The 26,743-nt window shown below is 67.4% G+C and carries 24 protein-coding genes; 12 read left to right on the forward strand and 12 right to left on the reverse strand.

What is annotated here, in order from left to right:
• Positions 1-33 precede the first annotated feature (33 nt).
• From ACNUDN_RS02510 to ACNUDN_RS02520, 3 genes are read left to right on the forward strand one after another with little or no spacing between them, the layout of a single operon-like run.
• Positions 34-1,155 carry a glycoside hydrolase family 76 protein gene (locus ACNUDN_RS02510; RefSeq protein ID WP_419120479.1) on the forward strand — a complete coding sequence of 374 codons (1,122 nt, stop codon included), beginning with the start codon at positions 34-36 and terminating at the stop codon, positions 1,153-1,155.
• Complete coding sequence (gene nhaA / locus ACNUDN_RS02515) at positions 1,142-3,001, forward strand: Na+/H+ antiporter NhaA (RefSeq protein WP_431959274.1); 1,860 nt, start codon at positions 1,142-1,144, stop codon at positions 2,999-3,001. Before ACNUDN_RS02510 ends, nhaA begins: the two co-directional genes overlap by 14 nt.
• A gap of 35 nt (positions 3,002-3,036) precedes the next feature.
• The gene (locus tag ACNUDN_RS02520) at positions 3,037-3,951 is read left to right on the forward strand and encodes a DUF368 domain-containing protein (RefSeq protein WP_419120480.1); all 915 of its coding nucleotides are present in this window, start codon (positions 3,037-3,039) and stop codon (positions 3,949-3,951) included.
• Positions 3,952-3,968: 17 nt separating this feature from the next.
• Here the strand turns inward: ACNUDN_RS02520 and ACNUDN_RS02525 are convergent, their stop codons facing one another.
• Entirely contained in the window at positions 3,969-4,619 is a 651-nt protein-coding gene (locus tag ACNUDN_RS02525; protein WP_419124983.1) for a VTT domain-containing protein, read from the reverse strand.
• 90 nt (positions 4,620-4,709) lie between these two features.
• On the opposite strand from ACNUDN_RS02525, the gene ACNUDN_RS02530 reads away from it, so the two are divergent.
• Both ACNUDN_RS02530 and ACNUDN_RS02535 read left to right on the forward strand, forming a co-directional pair.
• Positions 4,710-5,723, forward strand: a complete 1,014-nt coding sequence (locus ACNUDN_RS02530) for an alcohol dehydrogenase catalytic domain-containing protein (RefSeq protein ID WP_419120481.1) — start codon at positions 4,710-4,712, stop codon at positions 5,721-5,723.
• A 75-nt stretch (positions 5,724-5,798) separates the two neighbouring features.
• The gene (locus tag ACNUDN_RS02535) at positions 5,799-6,329 is read left to right on the forward strand and encodes a DUF3558 family protein (RefSeq protein ID WP_419120482.1); all 531 of its coding nucleotides are present in this window, start codon (positions 5,799-5,801) and stop codon (positions 6,327-6,329) included.
• Between the two features lie 31 nt (positions 6,330-6,360).
• On the opposite strand, the gene ACNUDN_RS02540 is transcribed toward ACNUDN_RS02535, so the two are convergent.
• The gene (locus ACNUDN_RS02540; protein WP_498450144.1) at positions 6,361-7,182 is read right to left on the reverse strand and encodes a CAP domain-containing protein; all 822 of its coding nucleotides are present in this window, start codon (positions 7,180-7,182) and stop codon (positions 6,361-6,363) included.
• 209 nt (positions 7,183-7,391) lie between these two features.
• Between ACNUDN_RS02540 and ACNUDN_RS02545 the strand changes: the two genes are divergently transcribed.
• The gene (locus tag ACNUDN_RS02545) at positions 7,392-7,697 is read left to right on the forward strand and encodes a DUF732 domain-containing protein (RefSeq protein WP_419120484.1); all 306 of its coding nucleotides are present in this window, start codon (positions 7,392-7,394) and stop codon (positions 7,695-7,697) included.
• Here the strand turns inward: ACNUDN_RS02545 and ACNUDN_RS02550 are convergent.
• Positions 7,694-10,450 (reverse strand): AAA family ATPase, encoded by a 2,757-nt coding sequence (locus ACNUDN_RS02550; RefSeq protein ID WP_419120485.1) that lies wholly within the window; start codon positions 10,448-10,450, stop codon positions 7,694-7,696. The genes ACNUDN_RS02545 and ACNUDN_RS02550 overlap by 4 nt on opposite strands.
• A 96-nt stretch (positions 10,451-10,546) precedes the next feature.
• Between ACNUDN_RS02550 and ACNUDN_RS02555 the strand changes: the two genes are divergently transcribed.
• Positions 10,547-10,852 (forward strand): nickel-binding protein, encoded by a 306-nt coding sequence (locus ACNUDN_RS02555; RefSeq protein ID WP_419120486.1) that lies wholly within the window; start codon positions 10,547-10,549, stop codon positions 10,850-10,852.
• Between the two features lie 54 nt (positions 10,853-10,906).
• Here the strand turns inward: ACNUDN_RS02555 and ACNUDN_RS02560 are convergent, their stop codons facing one another.
• From ACNUDN_RS02560 to ACNUDN_RS02575, 4 genes are all read right to left on the reverse strand, one after another.
• Positions 10,907-11,734 (reverse strand): spore germination YkwD domain-containing protein, encoded by an 828-nt coding sequence (locus ACNUDN_RS02560; RefSeq protein ID WP_419120487.1) that lies wholly within the window; start codon positions 11,732-11,734, stop codon positions 10,907-10,909.
• Positions 11,735-12,110: 376 nt separating this feature from the next.
• Positions 12,111-13,514 carry an IS1380 family transposase gene (locus ACNUDN_RS02565; protein WP_419120488.1) on the reverse strand — a complete coding sequence of 468 codons (1,404 nt, stop codon included), beginning with the start codon at positions 13,512-13,514 and terminating at the stop codon, positions 12,111-12,113.
• 649 nt (positions 13,515-14,163) lie between these two features.
• On the reverse strand, positions 14,164-14,910 hold the full coding sequence (locus ACNUDN_RS02570) for a hypothetical protein (protein WP_419120489.1): 747 nt from the start codon (positions 14,908-14,910) through the stop codon (positions 14,164-14,166).
• 110 nt (positions 14,911-15,020) lie between these two features.
• Positions 15,021-17,786, reverse strand: coding sequence for a helix-turn-helix transcriptional regulator (locus ACNUDN_RS02575; protein WP_419120490.1), 2,766 nt, complete (start codon positions 17,784-17,786; stop codon positions 15,021-15,023).
• A 122-nt stretch (positions 17,787-17,908) separates the two neighbouring features.
• Here ACNUDN_RS02575 and fbaA point away from each other — a divergent pair, with 122 nt between their 5' ends.
• The gene (gene fbaA / locus ACNUDN_RS02580) at positions 17,909-18,943 is read left to right on the forward strand and encodes a class II fructose-bisphosphate aldolase (protein WP_419120491.1); all 1,035 of its coding nucleotides are present in this window, start codon (positions 17,909-17,911) and stop codon (positions 18,941-18,943) included.
• Between the two features lie 18 nt (positions 18,944-18,961).
• Here the strand turns inward: fbaA and ACNUDN_RS02585 are convergent, their stop codons facing one another.
• On the reverse strand, positions 18,962-19,648 hold the full coding sequence (locus tag ACNUDN_RS02585; protein ID WP_419120492.1) for a DUF1028 domain-containing protein: 687 nt from the start codon (positions 19,646-19,648) through the stop codon (positions 18,962-18,964).
• 75 nt (positions 19,649-19,723) lie between these two features.
• Positions 19,724-20,584 (reverse strand): Rv0361 family membrane protein, encoded by an 861-nt coding sequence (locus ACNUDN_RS02590; protein ID WP_419120493.1) that lies wholly within the window; start codon positions 20,582-20,584, stop codon positions 19,724-19,726.
• Between the two features lie 60 nt (positions 20,585-20,644).
• Between ACNUDN_RS02590 and ACNUDN_RS02595 the strand changes: the two genes are divergently transcribed.
• Complete coding sequence (locus ACNUDN_RS02595) at positions 20,645-21,061, forward strand: DUF3151 domain-containing protein (protein WP_419120494.1); 417 nt, start codon at positions 20,645-20,647, stop codon at positions 21,059-21,061.
• Positions 21,062-21,080: 19 nt separating this feature from the next.
• Here ACNUDN_RS02595 and ACNUDN_RS02600 read toward each other — a convergent pair whose 3' ends face one another.
• Positions 21,081-21,992 carry a cation diffusion facilitator family transporter gene (locus tag ACNUDN_RS02600; protein ID WP_419120495.1) on the reverse strand — a complete coding sequence of 304 codons (912 nt, stop codon included), beginning with the start codon at positions 21,990-21,992 and terminating at the stop codon, positions 21,081-21,083.
• A 72-nt stretch (positions 21,993-22,064) separates the two neighbouring features.
• On the opposite strand from ACNUDN_RS02600, the gene ACNUDN_RS02605 reads away from it, so the two are divergent.
• Entirely contained in the window at positions 22,065-23,225 is a 1,161-nt protein-coding gene (locus ACNUDN_RS02605) for a polysaccharide pyruvyl transferase family protein (protein ID WP_419120496.1), read from the forward strand.
• 58 nt (positions 23,226-23,283) lie between these two features.
• On the opposite strand, the gene ACNUDN_RS02610 is transcribed toward ACNUDN_RS02605, so the two are convergent.
• Complete coding sequence (locus ACNUDN_RS02610; RefSeq protein WP_419120497.1) at positions 23,284-24,072, reverse strand: site-2 protease family protein; 789 nt, start codon at positions 24,070-24,072, stop codon at positions 23,284-23,286.
• A 20-nt stretch (positions 24,073-24,092) separates the two neighbouring features.
• Positions 24,093-24,707 (reverse strand): peptidase M50, encoded by a 615-nt coding sequence (locus ACNUDN_RS02615; protein ID WP_419124984.1) that lies wholly within the window; start codon positions 24,705-24,707, stop codon positions 24,093-24,095.
• Between the two features lie 78 nt (positions 24,708-24,785).
• Here ACNUDN_RS02615 and ACNUDN_RS02620 point away from each other — a divergent pair, with 78 nt between their 5' ends.
• Positions 24,786-26,075 (forward strand): adenylosuccinate synthase, encoded by a 1,290-nt coding sequence (locus ACNUDN_RS02620; protein WP_419120498.1) that lies wholly within the window; start codon positions 24,786-24,788, stop codon positions 26,073-26,075.
• Entirely contained in the window at positions 26,072-26,734 is a 663-nt protein-coding gene (locus tag ACNUDN_RS02625; RefSeq protein ID WP_419120499.1) for a PaaI family thioesterase, read from the forward strand. The genes ACNUDN_RS02620 and ACNUDN_RS02625 overlap by 4 nt, the downstream gene beginning before the upstream one ends.
• The last annotated feature ends 9 nt before the right edge of the window (positions 26,735-26,743 follow it).

Here is a 26,743-nt window from a genome sequence, read left to right on the forward strand (position 1 = left end):
ATTGATGGCGAAGGTTAGGGCAGGATCAGGACCATGGATCAGCTGTGGGCCAACCGCGCCGCAAGCGCCGAAGCCGCGATCACCACCCGGCACCTGCGACGGCTCTGGGGTTTTCCGGGGACGCAGCTCGGGGTGGTCGCCTGGCCCGCCACCGCACGGCACCGACGGTTCGCGACCTGGCACTACTGGTGGCAGGCACATCTTCTGGACAACCTGGTCGACGCTCAGGTGCGCGATCCCCGACCCGAGCGGCTCACGACCATCGCCCGCCAGATCCGGGGTCAGCGGCTGCGCAACATCGGCAGGTGGACCAACGACTACTACGACGACATGGCCTGGCTGGCGCTCGCCCTGGAACGCGCCGAGCGCCTGACCGGGATCGGACGCCCGAAGGCGCTGGACACGTTCGCCGACCAGTTCCTGACCGCATGGGTGCCCGAGGACGGTGGCGGCATCCCGTGGCGCAAACAGGACCAGTTCTTCAACGCCCCGGCCAACGGTCCGGCGGCGATCTTCCTGGCCCGCCATCTCGACTCTGCGGGTGAACCCCTGCGTCGCCCCCAGCAGATGGCCGACTGGATGGACGAGGTGCTCATCGACCCCGAGACCCACCTGGTGTTCGACGGCATCAAGGCAGGCTCGCTGGTCCGCGCGCAGTACACCTACTGCCAGGGCGTGGTTCTCGGCCTGGAGACCGAGTTGGCGGTGCGCACCGAGGATCCCCGGCACGCAGAACGGGTGCACCGGTTGGTGACCGCCGTCGCCGAGCACATGGCACCCGACGGGGTGATCAAGGGAGCCGGTGGCGGTGACGGCGGGCTGTTCGACGGCATCCTGGCGCGATACCTGGCCCTGGTAGCGACCGCGCTTCCCGGTGACTCCGACGCCGACGACACGGCCCGCCGGACCGCCGCCTCCCTGGTGCTCAGCTCTGCGCGGTCGGCGTGGGACAACCGCCAGACCGTCGACAACCTGCCGCTGTTCGCCGCGTTCTGGGACCGGTCCGCCGAACTGCCGACCGCGGGCACCGCAGATGCCCAGTTCGTCGAGGGCGCGGTGAACTCCTCGGAGATCCCCGAGCGGGACCTGTCGGTGCAGTTGGCGGGGTGGATGCTGATGGAGGCGGCGCACGTGATCGCCGGTGCCGGTGGCTGAGCCGACCGCCGCGCGGGGCTTCCCGCTGCTGCCGGCGCGCCTGAGCCGCGGCAGCCAAGCCACCAAGAGCTCCGACAATTCCGCTGCGGCCCTGCTGCTGCTTTTCACCGTCATCGCTATCCTGTGGGCGAATTCGCCTTGGGCTGAAAGCTATTCGGCGCTGTTGGAGACCCACGTCGGCTTCAGCTTCGGTGACGAACAGTTCGACATGACGGTCAAGCATCTCGTCAACGACGCGTTGATGGCCTTCTTCTTCTTCATCGTCGGTCTGGAGGTGACCCGCGAATTCACCATCGGCGAGCTCACCGACAGATCACGTGCGGCGGTGCCCATCGTCGCCGCGGCCGCGGGCCTGATCCTGCCGGCAGTCGTCTTCCTGGCGTTGAACCCGTCCGGCGAAAACGCGCACGCCTGGGGTGTGGTGATCTCCACCGACACCGCCTTCCTGGTCGGCGCCCTGGCGATCATCAAACCCAAGTTCCCGGCCCGGGTGCGGCTGTTCCTGCTCACCCTCGCGGTGGTCGACGATGTCGGCGCGCTGATCGCGATCGCGGTGTTCTACTCCGACAGCATCCAGGCCGCGCCCCTGATCGTCGCGGTGACGCTGTTGGCCGCCCTGGCCCTGGTGCGATTCCTGCCCGTTGCGCGGGGCCCGGCCTACGCGGTGCTCGGCGTGGCGTTGTGGGTTGCGCTGTACCTGGCCGGGATACACCCCACCCTGGCCGGTGTCGCCGTCGCGTTGCTGATCCCGGTGTTCACCCCGGAACGTGGTCCGGTCGAGCGGGCCGTCGAACAGATCCGCGCCTTCCGGCAGTCACCCAATTCGCAATACGCGCGAGCCGCGAGTCGCTCACTGCGGGAATCGATCTCCATCAACGAGCGGCTGCAGGCCGCCGTCGGCCCGACGGTGTCGTTCGTGATCTTGCCGCTCTTCGCGTTGGTCAACGCCGGTGTGGTGTTGGATCGGCAGAGCCTGACGGCCGCACTCGGCTCCACGCTGACCTGGGGCATCGTCGCCGGGCTGGTGGTGGGCAAGTTCGTCGGGATCACCGGGGCCACCTGGCTGATCAGCCGAACCGGCCTCGGTGCACTCGCCCCCGGTTTGACGCTGCGCCGCATCGCCGGCGGGGCCGCGTTGTCCGGCATCGGGTTCACCATCTCGCTGTTCATCGTCGACATCGCCATCGACGACCCCGCACGTCAGGATCAGGCCCGCATCGGTGTGCTTGCCGCGTCGGTGATCGCGTTCACGTTCGGCTGGGCCGTCTTCCGCATCACCGACTGGCTCAGCCCGCCCGAGCCGGTCGGGCTCAAACTGCTGCGGCCAGTCGAACCGGACCGCGACCACATCCGGGGCCGGCCGGACGCGCCGCTGACCCTGGTCGAATACGGCGACTTCGAATGTCCGTTCTGCAGCCGCGCCACGGGTGCCATCGACGAGGTGCTTGAGCACTTCGGCGACGAACTGCGCTACGTGTGGCGGCACTTCCCCCTGGAGCGCGCTCACCCGCGGGCGTTCGACGCCGCGCGTGCCAGCGAGGCGGCGGCTCTGCAGGGCAGGTTCTGGGAGATGGCGCGGGAACTGTTCGCCCACCAGGACGATCTGGAGTGGTCGGACATCTATCGTTACGCGGTGACGGCGGGCTGCGATATCGAGCAGTTCGACCAGGATCTGCGTGTGCACACCAAGGTTGTGCTGCACCGGGTGGAAGACGATGCCGAGGACGCCGAGGCGATGGACCTCAACGCGACCCCTACGGTGTTCGTCAACGGCATCCGGCACCGGGGCCCGTGGGATGCCGCGAGCCTGATTCGGGCCCTGGAGCAGGCCCGCCAGCAAGCGTAGCGGTCTCCCGAATCCACAACCGCTAGCGTGTGTGCGTGCTTTTACCTGTAACCAACCTCGTCCGTGGTGCACTGATGGGTGTCGCCGAGGTCATCCCCGGTGTGAGTGGCGGAACGGTTGCCTTGATCGTCGGGATCTACCAGACCCTGATCAACGCCATCGCCAACGTCGTGCTGTCGCTGCGTCAACTCGTCGGACTGGGTACCGGGAAGCCCTCCGCACGTGCCTTCGCGACCACATTCCGCGCGCTGCCTTGGCGGACCTTGATTCCGGTGGCGATCGGCATGGTCATCGCCCTCGTGCTGGGAGCGCGATTCATCGAGCCGTTGCTCGAGGAGTATCCGGTGCGAATGCGCGCGCTGTTCTTCGGGCTCGTGCTGGCGGGTGTCTACGTGCCTGCTCACATGGTGGTCCGGACGTCCCCCGGCGCATGGCGGGTGCAGGATGTGGTCGTCGGGGCAGTGGCTGCCGTCTTTCTGTTCTGGCTCACCGGTGTGCCACCTGCCACCATCGGCGACCCGGGCCCGGTCGTGATCGTCGTGGCTGCGGCGGTGGCGATTTGCGCCCTCGTCCTGCCCGGAGTGTCCGGCTCGTTCCTGCTGTTGTCCATCGGGATGTACGAACCGACCATCAGCGCGGTCAACGGCCGCGACCTCGGCTACATCGCGCTGTTCGGTCTGGGCGCCATCCTCGGTCTCGGATCGTTCGTCACGCTGTTGAGGTGGCTGCTCGCGCACCGTGCCCGCATCACGCTGGTGATCATCACGGGGCTCATGGTGGGTTCACTGCGGGCGCTCTGGCCGTGGCAGTCCGAGGACCGCGATCTGCTGGCGCCGGCGACCGACGTGCCGGTAGCGATGCTGCTGTTCGTCGCCGGGATTCTGGCCGTCGTGGGACTGATCGTCATCGAACGCCGGCTGGGGATCTCCGAGGAAGAGACCAGGCCTTAACTCGGATTGCCGCCGTGCTAGGAGGTCGGCTCGTAGGTGGAATCGTCGTCCTTGCTGCGCGAGTGTCGCCGCGTCACCTCGAGGACGATCGGCACGACCGACAGCACGACGATGGCGATAACGATGACGTCCACGTGGTCGCGGATGAAGCCGATCTGGCCCAGCAGGTAGCCCAGAAGCGTCAGCCCGGCACCCCACACGACGCCGCCGGCGACGTTCCACATGAGGAACGTGCGGTAGCGCATGCGCGAGGCCCCGGCAACCAGCGGTGCGTAGGTCCGCACGACCGGCACGAAGCGCGCCAGGAAGATCGTCGCCGGACCGTACTTCTCGAAGAATTTCTGCGACTCGTCGAGGTAGCGCTGCTTGAACACCCGAGCGTCCTCGGTGAACAGCCGCTCGCCGCCGAGCCGGCCGATGTTGAAGCCGACCTGATCACCGAGGATGCCCGCGATCGGGATGGCGACCATCAGTACCCACAGCGGGGCGAACGGCGGTATCTCCTCGGAACCGCCCGCCGCGACCAGACCCGCGGTGAACAGCAAAGAATCGCCGGGCAGCAGCGGGAAGAGCAATCCGGACTCGACGAAAACGACGAGCAACAGCCCGGCCAGCGTCCAGGTCCCGAACGAGTTGAGCAGGTTGACCGGCTCCAGGAAGCCCGGCATCAGGGCGAGATTGTCGACGACCACGGCTTCTCAGGTTACCGCCGTGTGATCTACACCCCGGTATCCACGCTCGCGGCCTAGGGTTCGGTGATGCCGACACATCGGGCTGTACAGGTCGCCTCCGCCCACGACACACTCACCCTCACCGAGGTCCCGACGCAGAATCCGCCGCCGGGTCACGTTCGTATCCAGGTCGCCGCCTGCGGGGTGTGCGGCACCGACCACGCTTTCGTCACCGGGAACTTTCCCGGCCTGACCTGGCCGCTGACCCCCGGCCACGAGATCGCCGGCACGGTGGCCGAGGTCGGGGACGGCGTCGAGGGGTTCAGCGCCGGCGACCGGGTGGCCGTCGGATGGTTCGGCGGCAACTGCACGCACTGCGTGCCGTGCCGCAAGGGCAAGTTCATGCAGTGCCAGAACCTGCAGGTGCCGAGTTGGCAGTATCCGGGTGGCTATGCCGAATCGGTCACGGCCCCCGCGACGGCGCTGGCGCGGATACCCGCCGGGCTGTCGTTCGTGGAGGCGGCCCCGATGGGGTGTGCCGGCGTGACGACGTTCAACGCGCTGCGCAAGACGCGGGCCAGAGCCGGCGACCTGGTCGCGGTGCTCGGGATCGGCGGCCTGGGCCACCTGGGTGTCCAATGGGCGCGGGCGATGGGTTTCGAGACGGTCGCGATCGCGCGCGGCGCGGCCAAGGAGGCTGACGCCCGTGCCCTGGGCGCGCACCACTACCTCGACTCGACGGCCGGTGACGTCAGCGCCGGATTGCAGGACCTGGGTGGGGCGGCGGTGGTGCTGGCCACGGCGGCGAACTCGCAGGCGATGGCCGACACCGTCGGCGGTCTGGGGCCCGAGGGGGAGCTGGTGATCGTCGGGGTGACCGCGGACCCGCTGCCGATCTCACCGCTGCAACTGATCAACTCCGGCATCTCGGTGACCGGTCACCCGTCGGGCACCTCCCGCGACGTCGAGGAGACGATGGCGTTCGCGGTCGAATCCGGGGTGCGTGCGGTCGTCGAGGAGCAGCCGCTGGCCGAGGCCGCGCAGGCCTACGCCGCGATGGAGGAGGGACGGGCCCGCTATCGCAGGGTGCTGACCGTGTGAGCCGCGCCCGATGACGGGCGCGGCATAGGGAAACACCCGATTTCTCGCGCGTGGGTCGACGCTAGCGTCGGACCGATGACCGACCATGCGAATGCCTCGCGCGCTGCCGTGCTGTGGGTGTCACTTCTCGCCGTGGCGGGTTGCGGTGCGCAACACACCCCCGGTGACGGGAACGCCGAGGCCGACCCGTCGCAGACCGCGTCGGTGGCCGCCGGCTCTGCCACCATCGACGCGTGCGCGCTGCTGTCGGCCCAGGATGTCTCGGCGCTGCTGGGTGCGGCGATCGACGGGCGGTCCACCTCCAACGACCCCACGATGCCGGGATGTCTCTGGGAGAACCCGGACAATGACGAGTCCATCGCGATAGAGGTCGGCAATCCGGGTTCGGCGGTGAACAACACCCTGCCGCCGCCGGAGCCCGGTTTTCCCGACGTTGGTACACCGGGTCCGGACGGCATGCGGTTCTTGGTGCCCGGACAGGTCGAGTTCGCGGCCGGCGGCCGCAACAACATGGTTCAGGTCGCCGTCCTGTCAATGTCCGCGGACGAGGCCAACGCCGCCGCCGTCGACTTGGCCCGCAAGATCGGTCACCAGATCCCGCGCTGACGCTCACCCACCGGTGCGCCGCGACGAAGTTCTAAAAGCTCGAAAAGTCCTGCTGCACACGACCTATTTCGACATTCTTACCGTTGAAGTCGGCATTACACGTCACCACGACGGTGTAGGTCTGCCCGATGAGCGGAGCTGGGAACTCCAGCGGGGTGGTGCTCTTCGGGTTGACCTCGAAGTCGCGGCTGACTGGAATGCCCAGTCCGTTCACTTCCGTGGCGTTGTAGGTGCATTGCGCCCGCAGATTCGACGTGTTTCCCACAGTCACTTTGGTGCGCAAGCCCTCGCGCCGGATATCCAGCGTGACGGCGTTTGTCGGCGCCATCTCCGCCGGCGGCGGTTTGGGCGGACAGGTTTGGCCGGCCGGGATGGTCGGGCCGCCGGTGCATTTGATCGGCCTCTGGTCCGGGACCGGCGCCGGAACGGGTGCGGCGGCGGGTGGCTCGCCGAGGACGAGGACGACACTGCTTCGATCATCTCGTCGCGCCATGCCCACTCCGAAGTCTTTGTAGGCGCAGTTCATGATTGAACTCCGCATGTCCGAGATGAGGTGACGGATAGCGGCGGATGTGGGGTCATTGGTCGCCATTTTCGCCTCGGTTCTGCCCTGGTAGCGGCCGGCGGGAGGTACTCCTGGCAGGGTGTTGCCCGCCGCCGCCTGCGCGTTGCCCTCGAGGTCGATGTTGTAAGTCAGCGCTCCGCACGGCGACTCGCTGCGCATGGCGTTGACGGCGGCGCGGATCCCGTCGAGCGGGCTGGCGTACGCCACTGGCGCCACCGCTACTGCGGACACCGCCCACGTTGCCGCGAAAAGCGTTGCGGATGCGATGGATACAGTGGTGCGAGTCATGGTCACGGCTATTCCCCTCGGATAAGTCCCAGTGGGTCGACCGTAAGCCGTTGATCACCGGCGACTAAATAGGGTGTTTCCCTACTCTTCTGGCGTTCTTCTGTTGGGGCAGTGATAGGGAAACACCCGATTTAAGTCCCAGTCCGGGCGGATAGCGTCGGCCGCACCGATGGCAACGCAATCCCGCGCCTGGAGGAACGAGAATCATGATGCCCAGATTTCACTGGCTGGTAGCCGCCGCGATCACGTGCGGTGCCAGCATGCTGGTGTGCGCCCCGAGCGCTGCGGCTGACCCGGCAACCTTCCTGGAGGAACTCGTTATCAACGACGCCTGGCTGCCGGGCAAGAACGCCGACGAAGTCATCGCCGCGGGCTTCGCCGCGTGCGCAGACCTGCGTGGTGGTGTGCCGGTGCTCGACGAGATGGGCCGGGTGGAATCGCGCTATCAGTTTCAGCAGGGCACGCTGTTCGTCAGCGCGGCCACGACTCATCTGTGTCCCGATTTCGCCGGTTAGGAGTCTCCCAATTCCTCGGCCATCCGTCGGCCGAGTGCGGCCCGCGAGTTGATGCCGAGCTTGCGATAGATCCGAGAGAGGTTGGCCTCCACAGTCTTCGGGCTGATGAACAGGGCGGCGGCGACGTCGCGGTTGGTCATGCCGGATGCTGCGAGTTCGGCGACCCGTTGCTCGGAAGGGGTCAGGGTGGCGTCGCGGTGCGGGCCGACGTTGGCACGGCCCAACTCGGTGCGGGCGCGTTCGGCCCACAGCGGGGTGCCGAGTTGCTCGAAGGTCTGCAGTGCCTCGTTGAGCGCGGCGGAGGCGGCCTGGTTGTGCCGTTGCCGGCGTTCGAGTTGGCCGACCAGAAGTTGCGTTCGGGCGCGTTCGAACGGCATGGGCAGCCGCTGGTGATCGAGCATCGCCAGCTGGGCAGCGTTGGCCGCGGCGTCGACGTCACCGCGGGCAGCGAGCAGCATCGCGCGGCAGCGTCCGCCGCAGGCCAGAATCCATGCCCGGTCCAACCGTCGGCCGTCGTCGAGGAACCGTTCGATCAGCCGTTCGGCGTCGTCGAGACGCCCCACGGCGACCATCGCCTCGGCGGCGTCCGGAACGAACAGACCGATCATGATTTCCAGCGCCATGGGTGTCGAGTCGATCAGCGCCAACGCCGGCTCTAGCGCGCTGAGCGCGGCGGCGTGGTTGCCCAGGGACACCTCCAGAAAGGCCAGCATCGCGAGCGGGTATCGAGTCATCGGGGGTGTGCCGAGCAGTTGCAACTGCACCAACGCCTCCGCGACGTCGTCCCTGGCCCGCTGTTCGTGGCCGGCGTAGGCGGCAAGAGTGGCCCGCGTCGTCAAACCGATGCACACGGGCTCCGGGTCGCCCAGGGCGTTCGCCCGTTCGAGCGCGTCCTCGGCCAGCAAGCCGGCATCTGCCAGGTCACCGCGCCAGAGAGCCATCAGGAAGCAATGAAAGTCGAGGATGGCAAGCTCGTGCTCCTCGCCTCGGTCCAGCGACTGTCGCCGCACGGCCATCATCGCATCGTGCCCACGCTGAAGCTGGCCCGTCCACGCCAAGAGGAGTGCATTGTTGACGGGTGCCCGCAGCACCAGAGGAATGTCGGACGCACCATCCTCAAGCGCAAGGGCGCGGGACATTGTCTCGTCGTCGAAACCATGCCCGGAGGCGAAGTTCTGCATCGCGTGCAGGGCCAGGGCAGCACTCAGTAGGTCGGTTCGGTCCAGTTCGGTGGCGAGCGTGACGGCTTCGTCGATGCTGCAGGCCGACTCGTCGAACTGGGCCGCATTGAGTTGCGCGTGAGACAGCAGGATGAGGGCGTGCGCGCGTCGGGCGGGGTCGTCAGCGGAGTCGGCCAGCACGCGCGTGAGAACCGCGATTACCTCTGCGAGGTTCTCTTCGGCGGTACGGACCTTGGCGAGCAGGGTCAGTGCTTCCGCGCGCGACCGACCAGGTGGCAGCGTGTCGATGATCTGGTTGAGCCGCGTCGCTGCTTCGTTGAAGTTCGCGGCGTGCAAGTGATGCCCGGCTGCCCGGATGCGACGCGCGGGAGTGTCGCCACCGAGGCCGATCGCCAGGTCGAGCAGCTCTGCGGCGGCGCCGGGCGCGCCTCGGTTGGCCGCCGACAGCGCGGCGGCGTCCAGTGAGCGCAGCGTCTGCTCGTCTGCGGTGGTCGCCGCGAGCGCGAGATGCCGGGCCTTCAGCTCGGGTTCGGTGACGATCCCGGCGAGAACGGCGTGCGTCTGTCGCCGCTGGGCCGGAGATGCAACGGCGTAGATGCCGGCCGCCAGCAGCGGATGCGAGAACAGCACCCGCTGTCCGTCGTAGTGGATGAGCCCTTTGCCTTCTGCCTTGTCGAGGATCTCCATCGCCCGAGATTCACTGACCTTTATTGCCCGTGCAATGAGGTCGAAGGTCGGCGACCCGGCAGACGCGGCGGTGAGCAGAGCTTCCTGCGCCTGCGCACCGACTCCGGCGATCCTGTCCCGAACCAGGTCGGAAAGCGTTGTCTGCATAGAGAGTTCGCCGTCATGGGATGAATATGCCAGCTGCAGAGCGTAAAAGGGGTTTCCGCGGGAGATGTCGTGAATGCGTACCAGTGCCGGTCGCGGCAACGACAGACCGAGCCGCTGCGCGACGATGGTCCGTAGCGCCCCCAAGCTCAGCGGACCGATCGGCAGGCGCCTGCTGGAGTCCGGACGGGGCAGCTGCTGCCCGATCAGATCGATGGTGGGGGTCGCCTCGCTGCGCACCGCCGCCAGCACCCCGACCGCGCCCGAAAGCCGCCGCGCGGCGTAGGAAACGATGGCCGCGCTGGCGTGATCGAGCCATTGCAGATCGTCGATGGCGATCAACACCGGCCCGACCTCTGCCAGCGTCTCGATGACCGACAGGAACGCCGCGGCCACCGCCCGCGGATCGGTCGGGGCGTCACCGGTATCACCCCGAAGCAACACCCGGTCCAACGCGAGTCGTTGCGGGTCAGGCAGGCTGTCCAGCACCGTCGCGTCGACACGGCTCAGTAGGTCCGCCAGCGCAACGTAGGACAACACCGATTCCGTGTGCGCCGGCCGGGTGGCAAGCACCTGAAAGTCGCGCTCACGGGCCTGCTCCACGCCGGCCAGCCAAATGGTGGTCTTTCCGATTCCCGCCTCGCCTTCGATCAGCAGGCTGCTGGGTTCGTGGGTCGCGGCATCGAGAAACCCAGCGACTGCCGCGCATTCGGCATCGCGGCTCACCACCCCCGCGGCCACCCCAGGATCATGTCACAGCCGGTGCCGCTCGGCTCGGTCGCGCTGGATAGGGATTCGCCCGATTTAACTGGCCGCGCGACCCGATAGCCTCCGATTGTGGGTCCTCCAGAACCGTGCTATCTGGTCGAGTGGTACCTGCCCGCCGTCGTGCGGGGATCGCTCGAACGGACATCGGCTGTCCTGCAATCGAGTGCCGCAGCAGCATCGGCGCTGGGCCCAACGGTCCAATTGGTGTCCATGATCGTGGTCCCCAACGACGAGATGGTCTTCGGGGTCTTCTGTGCCGCTTCAGCCGACCTGGTCTCGAAGGTATGTCGGCACGCCGGTTTGCCCGCCGACCGGCTTACCGCGGCGACCGACATCCGTCTCGCGCCCCAAGACCGGTATGGCGCATCTCGGTGAACGGGCAGGTGGAGTTCCCGGCTGGAGGGCGCGGCAACGTGGTCCAAATTGTCGTCAGAAGCTCGAAAAGTCCTGCTGCACCCGACCGATCTCGATGTCCTTGCCGTTGAAATTGGCGCGGCATGTCACCACGACGGTGTAGGTCTGCCCGATGAGCGGAGCTGGGAACTCCAGAGGGGTGGTGCTCTTCGGGTTGACCTCGAAGTCTCGGTTGACCGGAATGCCCAGTCTGTTCACTTCCGTGGCGTTGTAGGTGCACTGTGCCCGCAGATTCGACGTGTTTCCCACGGTTACTTTGGTGCGTAAGCCCTCGCGCCTGATGTCCAGTGTGACGGCGTTCGTCGGCGCTTGTTCGACGGGAGGGGCAGGCGGTTTGGGCGGACAGGTTTGGCCGGCCGGGATGGTCGGGCCGCCGGTGCATTTGATGGGCCTCCCCGCGGGTTCCGGGGCCGCGGCAGGGGGCTCGCCCAGCGCAATGCTCACGAAACTCGTCTCTTCGCCGTCGTCTCGGGCCATGCCTACACCGAAATCCTTGTAGCTGCAGTTGGTGATCTGGGGGCGCATCTCGTTGACGAGGATCTCCGTCGCTCTCGATGTGGGATCGGAGGAGGCGTGACCTTGGTACATCCTGCCCCTGTACTGGCCTGCCGGGGGCACCCCGGGCAGCCTGTTGCCGACCCTGTGCTGCGCCTCGCCTTCGAGGTCGATGTTGTAGTTCAGAGGGCCGCAGGGTGAGCCGCTGCGAGCCGCGTTGACGGCAGCTCGGATGCCGTCGAGCGGGCTGGCCTGCGCGACGGGTGCCACCGTGACGCCGGACAGTGCACACGCACCCGCGAGAACCACTGCAGGGGTTGCATATCTAGAGGTTCGAACGGGGATCACGGCTGCCTCCTCGGGTGTTCGTCCGTCGCCGGCTACTCACTCAGTGGCTCGACCGTAAGCCGCCCGTGTCAGCGGAAAAATAGGGTGTTTCCCTATGTCTGCGATGGGGATTCAACTCGGTACTTGACGAGATGAGCCGGGTGGAGTCGCTGCACCGGTTCGGCCAAGGCGCCCTGTTCGTCAGCGCGGCCACGACACATCTGTGCCCGGATTTCGCCGGTTAGCAAGCGCCGTAGTGCTTAGCCTCGATCCGTGGACTGAAGTGGTTGATGTGTCTGTTGTGGCTGTTTTTCGGTCTGCAGGGGTGTGAGCACGAGGTAGTCGCTGGTCTGTCCAGCTTTTCCTGTGGTTTTCTGGTCGGGCCTCTCGGCGGTGGTCAGGCGGGGGTGGCTGCTGGTGGGCTGTAGCCGATGGTGTTGCGCCACAGTGCCAGCCACTGGTCTGTCCACGGCCAATGTGTTGGTAGGTGCAAGATCGGTCGGCGTTGGGGCCGGGCCAGCCGGGCCGCGACGTTGACGATTGTGCGGCGCAAGGTGGCCCCGCGGGCCACCGCGTGGGTTCCTCCGGCGAGTACGCCGGCGGCGCGCAGCAGGTTGTGGGCGATAGCCGCGCACAGGATCCATGCTGAGTTCGCGGCGAAGTGTCCTGAGGGCATGTGGGCCAGGGGTCCGTCGATCAGATCTGAGAACACGGTCTCGATGATCGCGTGGCGGCGGTGAGTGATATCAGCGGCATCGATGGGTTCGTCGGAGTCGGTGAAGAACGGGTGATACCGCCACACCGGGAACAACGCGTCGGGGTAGCGGGCGTCTTTGACGCGGCGCACGATCAGGCGGGCGGTGATCGGGGTTTCGGTGGAACTGAAGGCGGTGTAGCCGATTTCGGCGACTTCGGCATCGGAGATCCAGACACCGGTGTCGGGGTCGCGGACCGCACCCGGGTAGGACACGGGGGTCCAGGCGTTCTCGGGGATCGACTCGATCGCCGCAGCCACGGTTGTTGTTTTGTTCAGCACCAGCGAGAACCGGGCTCCGGCGCGGCGGGCGGCCGCGGCCACGGTGCTGGTGCCGTAGGCGGAGTCGCCGCGGACCAGGATCTGGCCACTGACTCCGGCCCCGCGGGCGGTCGCCACGGCCGCAGCGATCATGCTCGCTGCGCCCTTGCCAGAGTTGGTCTTTCCGGCCCGCAGTCGGGCTCCGGTGATCACCGGAGCGCCGTGGTCGGTGCTCAGGGTGGTCACCAACGGTGAGAGACCTTTGCGCAAGATCTGTTTCCCGGCGATCTTGGTGTGTCCGTAGGAAGCGCCCTGTTTGGCGTGACCATAGACCGGGCGCAGCAGCGAGTCGATGTCGATGTATGCCCGTTCGTGAGCACCGGGCAGCAGTGGCACTCGCTCGCAGAGTGCGCCCAGGTGTTCTCCCAGCACACCATCGAGTTGGCGAGCGTGACCGAAGGTGAACTCCCGCAGCAAAGTTCCGATCGTGGATGGCGCATACACACTGTCGAAGAGCGTTTTCATCCCGCCGCAGCGCACGATGTCGAGGTCATCGATGCTGTCTGCACCGGCGCACATCCCGGCGATCAGCGTGCTCAGCTTGGGTGACGGATTGGCCGCACCAGATTTGATCCGCTCGCAGGTGAACCGAACCTTGCGTTCCAGCAGCGCCGTCAGTCCGCACTGCTCCGCCAAGGTCATCACCGGCACAAGCCCAGCGCACGACACGAGATGGGCATCGTCGAACACTGCCGAGGACACGGCGAACCTATGGGACACTTGCACTGGAAGTGCCTTTCTGAACCGGTCTGATTGATGCCTAGAGAACACCAATCATCCCAGCTCAAGGGGCACTTTCCTCGTTCCGACACTCACTGACCAGCCAATTCATCAGTGGATCGAGGCTTAGGCGCCGACGAGGGGTTACGAGAGCCGTTCGGTGACGGCTTCGACGCTGTCCTAGAATGTCGTCGGTCCATTGGGGGACGCAGACGTTGCGGTTGCAGTCGCGAGTCGCGATGCGGACAGACCTGCGCGATCGCACGTCTCGTCGACAGATTCGGCGGAGTCGGCGGCGAAGATCCCGAACAGCACCTCGTCGGAGGGAACTGAGATTATGGTCAACAGCATTACGGAAACGCCGCGCGCAGCCATGATCGCGGCACTGGCCTCCAGTCGGGCCACCGCCCTAGTGAGCGCCGCGTCGCACATCGGAGGCTGGTACCATTCGACCAGGTAACACGGTACGCCAGGGCCCATCGGTGTGATGGTTGGTGTCATATCGGTCGACCTAATCGGGTGAATGGCCAGCACGGTAATCCCGTGTACTGCTGGCTAATTCAAGGGTTCAACGCCTTACTTCCGATCCGCAGCGACCATCCGCGGACCAGTTGCAGGCCCATTCGTCATGCGCCTCCGAACGCCGCCTCCGCGATCAGTTGTTCGTGAGATCTCTTCCCCAGGCCGCGCCCCTGGGCTCGACTAAGAAGCACCACGCGTTGGGTGAGCATGCGCTCTGCACCTTCACCACCTGTCCGACGTTCAGCTGGCCGATGACCACGGCGTCACCGTCGTCATTAGCTTTGTTGTAGAGGTCGGTATCGGCGTTCACCGTGGCTGTCAGCTCTTCCGGTGGTGGAGGGTTATCCACCGGCCCTGACGACTGCGCAGGCGGTGTCGCGGCGGGGACGCAATGGAACTTGGCTTTCGAATACCAGGTATTGACCGCACCTTCGCTGTTCTTGGCGGTTCCTCGGGCGGTGAGGTTATCGTCGATGTAACCGTCCCAGTGGGTCGTCAAGCCGTTGCTCCATGTGAAGTCGACGGTGATGTTGCGGCCACTGATTCGTCCGTTGGCGGTTCCGTTGGTCCACACCCCACTTCCGTTCTGCGTGTATCCGGCTTTACCGGAGAAGAAGTCGCCAGACTTGTCGACCACCACCGTCACGTTGTTGTCCTGCGCGAACTCGATCGCAGGACTGTTGTAGGAGTAGCTGCTGCATGCAGGTGCCAGGGGAAATTGTGGCAACGCGTGGGCCTCCGGTGATGCGAGGGGCAACGCAGCAGCGAGAACCGCTACTGCAAATGCGTTGGGCACCAGGCATGTCAATCGTCGTTGGTGATCTTGACGGGACGGGATCGTCGCGCTGTCACGAATCATCGGCTGCAATGACTTGGGCATGACATCTCCTGTGGTCGCGATCGGCAACTCTGAACCCTCACGATGGCACTCGAGCCCGTGCCAACTAAATAGGGTGTTTCCCTACTTCACCGACTGTGCCGGGGCGTGCATCAGCTCGCTGCGGTGGGATCAGGAAGTTGAGCCATCAGATGGCCGAGTTCTGCCCGTGACCGGATGCCGAGCTTTCGGTAGACGCGAGCGAGGTTGGCCTCAACGGTCTTAGGACTGATGAACAACGCGGAGGCCACCGCGCGGTTCGTCATCCCGGACGCGGCGAGTTCGGCCACCCGTCGCTCGGAGGGCGTCAGGGAGCCGGCCGAATGTGGACCGACGTTGGCGCGTCCCAGTTCGGCGCGGGCGCGGTCGGCCCACAGCGGGGTGCCAAGGCTCTCGAAGGTCTCCAGCGCTCGCCGGAAGAAGGTAGCGGCGGTCTGGTCACGGCGCTGGCGTCGCGCGAGTTGGCCGCCGAGCAGTTGGGCTCTGGCGATGTCGAACGGCATCGACAACCGCTGGTACTCGGTCATCGCCCGCCCCATGTGGTCGACCGCGGCCTCGAGGTTGCCGCAGGCAGCCTCGAGCATGGCACGTCCACGCGCGCCGGAGGCCAACATCCACGCCCGGTCCAGACGACGTCCGTTCCGTTCCAGCGCGGTGATGAGCGGTTCGGCATCGATGAGGCGGCCGACGCCGATCAGTGCCTCGACGGCGTCGGGCACGAACCACGCGGTGATGATCTCGGTGTTCGCTGGCGCCGCCAACAGTGCAACCCGCAGCGGCTCGAGGGCGGCTATCGCCGCGTGGTGATCGCCCCGGGACACCGCGACGAAACCCAGTGCCATCCGTGGCCACTCACCGAGCCTCGAAGCGCTGCTCCGCTGGGCCAGGGCGATCGCCTCGGCGGCGTCTCGCTCGGCGTCTTCTCGCAGTCCGAGATGACCCCCCACAATGGCTCGGCAGGTCAACGCCACCGCGCGGGGGAACTCGCCGCCCAGTTGCTCGGCGTGCTCGAGGAAATCCTCGCTGAGCAGACTCGCGGCGACGAAGTCTCCGCGCCACACATCGGTGAGCACCGCGTGCAAAGCGATATAGACGAGTTCGCTCTCCTGACCGCGTTCCAGACGGCGCCGCATCTCGTCGGCGAGCATGGCGGCCGCAGTGTCGAGATCACCGGTACATGCCCGCAAGGTCGCGCAGTGCGCGAACGGAGACAACGCCACAGGGGTGGCCGCGGATCGGTCCTCCAACTCCAGAGCGCGCTGCAGAACGGTCTCGTCGAGCCCGTCTCCGCGCAGAAATCGCAGAACCGTGCGCAGACTCAGCGCCCGGCTGAGCGCATCGTCGGCCTCGGGGGTCTCGTCGAGGGTGACCGCATCCGCGACCGCACGGTCGCAGCAGACCACCGCGGCGTCCACGGTTCCGGCGTTGAACAACGCGAACGCCAGCGTGATGCGAATGTGCACCCGCAGACCGACATCGTCGTCGGCTTCGGCCAGAGCCTGTGCGAGCACCTCGGCAGCGGTCGCGAAGCTTTCGTCGAACAGCCGCACCACACCGAGGAAGGCCAGTGCCCCCGCCCGCTCGGGACACGCGTCCAGCCGGGCGATGGTCGTCTCCAGCAGCTCGCGGGCGCGTCCCGCGTCGCCGGCGTAAAAACAGTGTCGTGCCAGCTCGATGCGGCGTTCGGCACTGTCGCCGCCCAGCCCGATCGCGAGCTCGAGTAGTTCGGCTGCCGCTGCCGGTGCTCCGCGAGCACTGGCCGATCGCGCCGCCGCGTCGAGCGCGGCGTAAGTGGTCTCGTCCCCGGCAACCGCCGACAGTGCGAGATGACGTGCGCGCAACTCGGGTTCGGTCACCACGTCGGCCAGCCGGCGATGCATGGCCCTGCGCTCAGCTGGGCTCACGCCTGCGCGAATACCGGCCGACAACGTCGGGTGGTCGAAGCGCAGCCGGATGCCGTCGAAGTGAACGATCCCGTCGGCTTCGGCGTCGGCGAGTAACTCGTCGACGTGCGCCGTGCTGTTGCCGGTGGCTCGCGCGATCAGCTCGGCGGTAGGTGCCTCCGCACATGCGGCTGCCAGGAGAAGCTCGCTGACTGCCGGGTCGAGGCCGTCGAGACGGGTGCGCAGCAGATCGGACAACGTTGTCGGAAGGGTCAAATCGCCACTGGCACGAGGATCAGGCATCGCTCGGGCCAGCTCGATGGCGTAGAACGGATTCCCGTTCGACAACTCGGCAATCCGCACCATCGTTGGGCGGGGAAATGACCGGTGTAGCCGCTCGGTGACGATCTTGTGCAGCAGGCCGACGGTCAACGGGCCGAGTGTGATCTGCCGGACGGCGTCGGGGCGGGGCAGCTGCAGCCAGGACGCGTCGCTGCCGGTGCGCACCGTGGTCAACACAGCTTGCGCACCCGACATTCGACGCGCTGCATACGCTACGGCCGTCGCGCTGGACCGGTCTAGCCACTGCACGTCGTCGATGGCGATGAGCACCGGTGCTGTCTCGGACAACTGCTCGATCACGGTGAGGAAGGCCGCGGCGACCGCGCGGGATTCGGCCGGCGCGGCCGTAGCCTTACCGCGCAGAAGCACACGGTCGATTGCCGCCCGCTGCGGGCTCGGCAAGACGGCGAACAGCCCGCCATCGACGGAGGCGAGTAGGTCGGCCAGGCCTCGATAGGCGAGCTCCGACTCGGCGTCGACAGGTTGGGCCATCAGCACTTGCCAGCCGAGAGCGCGGGCTTGTTCGATGGCGTCCCACCACACCGTGGTCTTGCCGATGCCGCGTTCACCACTGATCACCAGGCCCGCGGGTGCGGTGGCGGCAAGGAACTCCGCGACGGCAGCGGACTCCGCCTGGCGTCCGAGTACCCCCACCAGCGAATCATGGCAACAAACGACGGCGTTGGCGAGCCCGACGAGGATCTCGAGCCGACCAGCGCGCCGGAATCGCTTTCCTGAAATACTCGGGTGCAAGCCCGTCTCGGAAAGGACCGCTCATGCCCATCGCCACGCCCGAGGTCTACGCAGAGATGCTCAGCCGCGCCAAGGAGCATTCGTTCGCGTTCCCCGCGATCAACTGCGTCGGCTCGGAGAGCGTCAACGCCGCGATCAAGGGGTTCGCCGACGCCGGTTCCGACGGCATCATCCAATTCTCCACCGGCGGTGCGGAATTCGCCTCGGGTCTGGGCGTCAAGGATATGGTCACCGGCGCGGTGGCGCTGGCCGAGTTCGCCCATGTGGTGGCGGCCCGGTACCCGATCACGGTGGCGTTGCACACCGACCACTGCCCGAAGGACAAGCTGGACAGCTACGTCCGGCCGCTGCTGGACATCTCGTCGGAGCGGGTGCGCGCGGGAGCCAACCCGTTGTTCCAGTCGCACATGTGGGACGGCTCGGCGGTCCCGATCGACGAGAACCTGTCGATCGCGCAGGAACTGCTCAAGCAGGCCGCGGCCGCCAAGATCATCCTGGAGATCGAGATCGGCGTGGTCGGCGGTGAGGAGGACGGCGTCGAGGCCGAGATCAACGACAAGCTGTACACCACGTCCGAGGATTTCGAGAAGACCGTCGACGCGCTCGGTGCCGGCGAGCACGGCAGGTACCTGCTGGCCGCGACGTTCGGCAACGTCCACGGCGTCTACAAGCCCGGCAACGTCAAGCTCAAGCCCGAGGTGCTCGCCGAGGGGCAGCGGGTCGCCGCGGCCAAGCTCGGTCTGGAGGAGGGTTCGAAACCTTTCGACTTCGTCTTCCACGGCGGCTCGGGCTCTTTGAAGTCCGAGATCGAGGATTCGCTGCGCTACGGCGTGGTGAAGATGAACGTCGACACCGACACCCAGTACGCGTTCACCCGCCCGATCGTGGGGCACATGTTCAGCAACTACGACGGGGTGCTGAAAATCGACGGCGAGGTCGGCAACAAGAAGGTCTACGACCCGCGCAGCTACTTCAAGAAGGCCGAGGCCTCGATGGCCGAGCGGGTGGTCGAGGCCTGCAACGACCTGCACAGCGCGGGTCGCAGCGTGTCCGGGTAGCCCCGACCGGGGCGAAGGTCAGGACTCGCCGGCCATCGCTTCGCGGGCCATCTCGCCGACGTAGTCGTGCCGCGTCGGCATCTTGGCGATGTGCGGCAGCAGACCTTCCTCGAATTCGCCGACCAGGGACTCCAGCGCGGCGGCCGGGTCGTCTGCGTGGTCGATGCGGACGTCCCAGAGCGGGTAGTCCTCGGTGCTGACGACATAGATGGCGCCCGACAGGGAGCCCTTCCGGTCCGCTCCGGTGGATTCGCCGGCCTGCAGCGCCTTGAGTATCCGGTGTGCGAGGTCGAGGTCGGCGTGGTCGGCGTACGCGCCCAGCGTCGCCTCCAGCGTCTCGGCCCCGACCAGTCGGTTGCCCTGTGCGACAGCGGTTCCCCGCTGAAGGTGTCCGGACCAGTCCTCGGTTTTCGCGCCCGTCCATGCCGCGGTGTCACCGTGCGCGTCGACGATTCCGACCTGGCGGTACTGTCGGCCGTCGTCGCGGCCGATGACCTCGTCGAGCGCCGCCTGCGCAGTGTGACCCGACGCCATCAGCTCCAGCCCGTCCACCGCCAGGTAGGGGTTCATCATGGCCTGCGAGGCGACCGCGCCCACGCCCGCCCTCGCATGGCACACCAGTTTGCCGACACCGAGCACGGCGGTGATCGCACCGACACCGAGCTGTCCGGTGGCCGGGTCGTACGCGCAGATGGAGAAGGTCATATGGCGCCTTTGCGGTGGACGGCACTGTGGTGGACGGCACTGTGGTGGACGGCACTGTGGTGGACGGCACTGGTCTCAGGACGCGGGTGCCTGGCAGATCTTCCATTCGTCGTCGCGGAACTGCAGGTCGAAGCTGCGGGTTGAGCGGGTCTGCGGCGCGAACGCCATGAAGGTCGTGACGTTGGCCTCGGCGTGGTCGCCGTTGACGATGACCTGGTCGATGCTGGCGACGACGGGGTAGCGGCCGGCCTCGGCGACGCGCCGGTGCGTCTCGGCCCACTTTCGGTCGTCGAGGTTGTTGTACGCCTCGGCGGTCGTGCCGCAGGTGATGCTGCGCAGCGTCGCGAGGTCGCCCTTCTCGATCGCGGCGTCATAGCTCTGGATCGTGGACCGGACCCGGTCCTCCTGTGACACCCCGGGTGCGGAGCCGCGGGTCAGCAGCACCGTGCCGAGGATGGCGACCGCCGCCAGCGCGGCGATCACCAGGGCGATGGCGATCACCCAGCCCCAGCTGCGCTTCTTCTTCAGTGCTTTCGGTGCCTCGCCGCGAGGCGGGATCATCTGCGGCGCAGCGGCTTTCTGGGCGGCGAAGGACTCGGTCGGGGCGGCGCCGGGATCGTGGACGGAGAACTGCTCGGTGGCCGGGTCATGCGGCCGGTTGATGATCGTGGTGGAGCCGGCGTCGAATCCGGAGGGTGCGGTGAACCGGCGGTCACCGGACTGGTTCGGCTGGTCGGGGCCCTGCGGATCGGCGGGAGCGAACACCTCGGTCGCGGGTTCGTGGTCGTTCCCCGGCAGTACTTCGGTCTGCGCGTCGGCGGCCGCCGGGTCCTGCTCGTCGGACGGGCCGTCGGCCCGCTCCGCGGACCCGTCATCGGACAGGGCTCCCGCGTCGGTGTTCTCGTCCGGGTCGTCAGGCCCTCCAGCGTTGGACATACCGCGGAGCTTAGCCATCCACGGTGACGCCCGCGCAGAGCCGCACTGCACAATGGGGCCATGACTCGGATGGGTGATCTTCTCGGACCGGACCCAGTGCTGCTACCCGGCGACCCGGCCGCGGAGGCCGAGCTGGACGCCGCGGAGAACCCCGCGATCGTCGCCGCGGCACATCCGGCGGCGTCCATCGCCTGGGCGGTGCTGGCCGAGCAGGCACTGGAGGCCGACCAGGCCGTCACCGCGTACGCCTACGCCCGAACCGGGTATCACCGGGGTCTCGATGCGTTGCGCCGCAACGGTTGGAAGGGTTTCGGCCCGGTCCCCTTCGGCCACGAACCCAACCGAGGTTTCCTGCGTTGCGTGGCGGCGCTGGCACGGGCCGCCGAGGCGATCGGTGAGCTGCCGGAATACCAGCGTTGTCTGGATCTGCTCGACGATTGCGATCCGGCGGCACGCACCGCACTCGGGTTGGGCTGACCGGCTCGGGCGGCTCCGGCTACCGGCTCCGGCTCTCGCACTCGCATTGCGCGGCGGTGTCCGGCGGTTCCACCTGCACCGTGGCGTGGTCGAGTCCGCGGGCGGTCAGAACGGCCCGCGCATCGTCGAGTACCCGCGCGGAATCCCGGTCGCTGGTGAGATGGGCGGTCACCATGTCCTTGCCCGGGACCAGCGTCCACACGTGCAGATCGTGGACCTCGGTCACCCCGTCCACGGCGCGTAGCGCGGAGCGCAGTTCGTCGACGTCGATATGGGCGGGCGAGGATTCCGACAAGATCCGCAGCGCCGCCCGGGCCAGCGCGATCGCCCGGGGCAACACCCACAGGGCGACCAGCACCGCGACGACCACGTCGGCGTAGGGCCATCCGGTGGTGACGGTGACGATGCCGGCGATGAGCACCCCGACGCTGCCCAGGGTGTCGGCCATCACCTCCATGTAGGCACCCTTGACCGCCAGGCTGTGGGCGGAGTGCGAACGCAGCAGCAGCACCACCACGAGGTTGGCCAGCAGGCCGGCCAGGGCGACGACGATCAGCGGTACCCCGGGCACCTCGGGCGCATCCCCGAGTCGCTCGAAGGCTTCGTACAGGATGAACGCTGCCACGCCGAGCAGCAGTACCGCGTTGGCGACGGCGGTGAACACCTCCGCGCGGTGCCAGCCGTAGGTCCGCGACGGGGAGGTGCTGCCGCGCCGGGCGAGCAGCACCGCGGTCAGGCCCATGAACATCGCGACCAGGTCGGTCAGCATGTGCCCGGCGTCGGCGAGCAGCGCGATCGAGTTGATGGCCAGCGCGGTCGTCAACTCGATGACGAAGAAGACGGTGAGGATCGCTGCCGCCATGACCATGCGGGAGACCTTGGTGTCCCCGCTGCCCGCCCCACCGTGGCTGTGATCGTGTCCGGCGCCCATGCGCCGAATATATGCGTAAGTCTGCATGTATTGCAAGGTGTCCCGTCGTGACCGGGCGGATACCATTTCGGGGTGCCAGAAAACTGGAAGTCTCCTGTGTATTACCTGATTGCCACAGCGGGGTTTCCGAACTTCGGCGACGAGTTGATCCTTCGAGGGTGGCTCCGCCACCTCGCCGAGACCGCGCCGCACGCCACGGTGTGGGTGGACACCCACTCGCCCGGTTCGGCGCAGATGCTGGTCGGGGATGCACACCCGAAGGTGCGCTTCACCGACACGCTGTGGCGGCTGTGCTGGGAAGCACCCTCGGAGGATCCCTGGGAGGTCGCCGCGTGGGTGCAGCATGCCCTCGGCAATCCCGGATTGGCGCCGCGCTGGCACCAGGGAATCATGGCACTGCGCCAGGTCGACGTCGTGCACGTCGTCGGCGGGGGTTACGTCAACCGGATCTGGCCGCATCACGTCGGCCTCCTCGCGGGTGCTGCGGCGGCCGCCCGCCTCTCCGGTGCCCGCGCGGCGATGACCGGTCACGGACTGACCCCGGAGCCCGCCGGTTCAGGACCGCTGCTGCGCGCCCTGATCGAGCGGTTCACGGTGGCGGAGGTACGCGATGCGCACTCAGCCGAGCTGCTCGACATCGCCACCGGCATCGACGACGCGTTCCTGTGTGTCGGGCGTGAGCACGTCGTGCGGCCCCGGGACGTGTGGCCCAGCGGGCCGCTGCCCGAGGTGATGCTGTGTCTGCAGTCGGACCTCAGTGAGGCCGGCAATCAGTCGGTGGCCGGTGCGGTGCTTGCGATGCTGCGCGACTGGCAGGTCAGCGGCGAGGACGTCTGCGTGGTCGAGGGCATCCCCCGGGTGGACCGCGAGGTCTACGCGTTGATCGAGCACGAACTGCCCGGGGCCATGTTCTATCCGTTCGCCGACGTGTGGGAGAAAGGCCTGCCGGTCTCGGGTGACCAGGTGTGGATCTCCACCCGCTTTCACATGCACATGGCGGCGGCTGCTGCGGGCGCCGGAGGGGTCGCCCTGGCGGTCAACCAGGATTACTACGTCACCAAGCACCAGTCGCTGATCGATCTGGGGTCGGGGTGGACGCTGGTCGCGGATGTGGCCGGGGACGCGATGAAGGTGCCGGCCAGACCCGCCGGCGGCGGTTTCGCCACCGGTACCGTCGAGCGGCTGCGACAGCGCAAGCTCGGGCTCGCCCGAGAGATCTACCGACCCGCGTAGTGGACCGTCCTGGTCGATCGTCGTGGTCGACCGTCCCGGTCGGCCGGCGGCTGCGCCGTCACCACCCCTGACCCAGAGCCGACCAGAACCTGGTCAGCTGCCCACCGAGGGCCGACAACGTCGGCGGGACGCCGGACAGCTCGAACAACCAGTACACCGCGCCGAAGAACCACTGGTTCAACGGCGGCGCGATGAGCAGGAGCAACAGCAGGAAGAACCCCCACTGTCTGGCCGGGGCGAGCGCGCGCTGCGTCTGCGGACTCAGATGCGGTTCCAGTGCGCCGTAGCCGTCCAGGCCCGGGATCGGCAGCAGATTCAGCAGCAGCGCGGTGACCTGCAGAAACCCCAGGAACGCGACGCCGGCCCAGAAGACGGAGTGGTCCGGGTCGTAGAGCAGCCGGGCCAACGACAGCAGCAGGATGGCGAAGAACAGGTTGACTGCCGGGCCGGCCAGACTCACCAGGGTCTTCTGCCGCGACGTCATCGCCGCGGTCTGCAGGTAGACCGCACCGCCGGGCAGTCCGATGCCGCCGAGCGCGATGAACAGCACCGGCAGCCCGAGCGAGAGCAGCGGGTGCGAGTACTTCAGCGGGTTGAGCGTCAGATAACCGCGCAGCGCGACGTCGCGGTCACCGAAGCGGTAGGCCGAATAGGCGTGCCCGAACTCGTGCAGGCACAGCGTCACCAGCCATCCGAAGATGACGAAGACGAACACCCCCAGGTAGGCGATCGGCCCGATCGGTCCGGCGGCCGACCAGGCCAGCGCACCGCCCAGCCCGGTCAACCCGATCAGCCCGAGAAAGACCGGGCTCGGCCGCACCGACCGATGCAGCGGACGGATGTTCACCTCACCGAAACTACCTGCGGTTATCCCCGACCCACCCGCAGCCAGCCCTCGGTGTGGCGGTAGAAGGTGGAGCGTCGGACCGCTCGGGTCGCCGCCACGCCGTCGCGCACCACCACCGCGCCGGTGGTGCCCAGCTGCGCGGCGCGCCCGCTGACCCACCGGCGCGGCCGCAGCCGGCCGGGCCGGACACCGGCCCGCAACCCCGGCATGGCCGCGAGCGGTTCGATACGCACGCCCGAGGCGTCGCCGTCGAAGAGACGTTCGTCGTCGACGACGGCCTCGCCACGGAGGGTGGACCCCTGCGCCGGAAGCCACTGCGCCGCCCCGGTGACGACCGCCCCGGTCTCATCGCGGATCAGCGGAACCCGGGCCGCGGCGCCGGTGCGGGCCTGCCGGGCCTGCCACGGCCGCCGCACCTGGGCCACCTCGATGTCGAGCCGGTCGGCGCGCAGCAACCGGGTCAGCACCTGGGACAGCTCCGGGTGGCCGCCCACGACGATGAGCCGCCGATAGGCGGTCAGACGGTCGGTGTCGGCGGGGTCCACGACGGGCAGATCGCGCAGGGTGCGCGGAATCCGGCGGCCGGCCGAGCGCACCACCGCCACTGATGACGGGTCCGATGCGTTCCTTGAGATAGGGTGGCTCACCGGCTGCACACTGTATCGAGCGCAGCACGAGCGTGAGAAATCAGCCCGAAGACGCGAAGGACTGCGATGCCGGCAATCGTCCTCATCGGCGCCCAGTGGGGCGACGAGGGCAAAGGTAAAGCCACCGATCTCCTCGGTGGACGGGTCCAGTGGGTGGTTCGCTACCAGGGTGGCAACAACGCCGGGCACACCGTGGTGCTGCCGACCGGCGAGAACTTCGCGCTGCACCTGATCCCGTCCGGAATCCTGACCCCCGGGGTGACCAACGTGATCGGCAACGGCGTCGTCGTCGACCCCGGTGTGCTGTTGACCGAACTCAAGGGCCTCGAAGATCGCGGGGTGGACACCGGGCGGCTGCTGATCTCCGCCGATGCGCACCTGCTGATGCCGTACCACGTCGCCATCGACAAGGTCGTGGAGCGCTACGCCGGTAGCAAGAAGATCGGCACCACCGGTCGGGGTATCGGGCCCTGTTATCAGGACAAGATTGCCCGCCAGGGCATCCGGGTCGCCGATGTCCTCGATCCGGAGCTGCTCGCGGAAAAGATCCAGGGCGCACTGGAATTCAAGAACCAGGTGCTGGTCAAGATCTACAACCGCAAGGCGCTGGACCCGGCGGAGGTGGTAGGAAACCTGCTCGCACAGGCCGAAGGGTTCCGGCACCGTATCGCCGACGCCCGGTTGCTGCTCAACGAGGCGCTCGACGATGGCCAGACGGTGCTGCTGGAGGGCTCGCAGGGCACCCTGCTCGACGTCGACCACGGCACGTATCCCTTTGTCACATCCTCGAATCCGACCGCCGGCGGTGCGTCCGTGGGCTCGGGTATCGGTCCGACGCGGATCACCACCGTGCTGGGAATCCTCAAGGCCTATACCACCCGGGTCGGCTCCGGACCGTTCCCGACCGAGCTGTTCGACGAACACGGCGCCTACCTGGCCAAGACCGGTGGCGAAGTCGGTGTCACGACCGGCCGGGCCCGACGCTGCGGGTGGTTCGACGCGGTCATCGCCCGTTACGCGACGCGCGTCAACGGCATCACCGATTACTTCCTGACCAAGCTCGACGTGCTGTCGAGCCTGCAGACGGTGCCGATCTGCGTCGGCTACGCGATAGACGGCAAGCGCACCGACGAGATGCCGATGACCCAGAGCGACATCGCCCGTGCCGAGCCGATCTACGAGGAACTGCCCGGGTGGTGGGAGGACATCTCCGGTGCCCGGGAGTTCGAGGAGCTGCCGGCCAAGGCCCGTGACTATGTGCTTCGTTTGGAAGACCTTGCCGGAGCCCATGTTTCGTGCATCGGTGTCGGTCCGGGTCGAGATCAGACCATCGTGCGCCGCGACGTACTGGCGTGACCGGTACGGGCGTCGGCAACGATCCGGGCGAGGATCCCAGGGCGCTTGATCCCGAGTACGACAGTCACGGCGGTTTCCCGAACTTCACCCCGGCCGAGCCCGGACCAGGTTTCGGCAGGTTCCTGACGGCGATGCGGCGCGCACAGGACCTGGCGGTGTCGGCGGACCCCGACCCGGCGACCTGGGATCGCGCCGCCGCGCTGACCGAGGAACTGGTGGAGCTGCTCGGCCCGTTCGAGGCCGCCGAAGGTGTCGGACCCGCCAACCGGGTGCCTGCGCTACCCGGCGCGGGCAGCTTGCTGATGCCGCCGTATCGCATTGTCGGTTTCGATCCCGACGGTGTCGCACTGCAGGTACAGTTCAGCCGGTTCTCGGTGGGTGGGAACAACGCCGTGCACGGAGGCGTGCTGCCACTGCTGTTCGACTCGGTGTTCGGCATGGTGATCCACGCCGCGGGACGTCCGATCAGCCGGACCGCGTTCCTGCACGTCGACTACCGGAAGGTGACACCGATCGACACGGTGCTGACCGCCCGGGGTTGGGTGCGTGAGGCGCAGGGACGCAAAGCGTTCGTCAACGCCGAGTTGCGCGACCCCGACGGTCAGCTACTCGCCGAGGCCAACGGGTTGATGATCAGGCTGTTGCCCGGGCAGCCATAGTGCGGCGTG

Origin of the sequence: Mycobacterium sp. smrl_JER01, assembly GCF_048513595.2 — a bacterium.
Taxonomy (GTDB): domain Bacteria; phylum Actinomycetota; class Actinomycetes; order Mycobacteriales; family Mycobacteriaceae; genus Mycobacterium.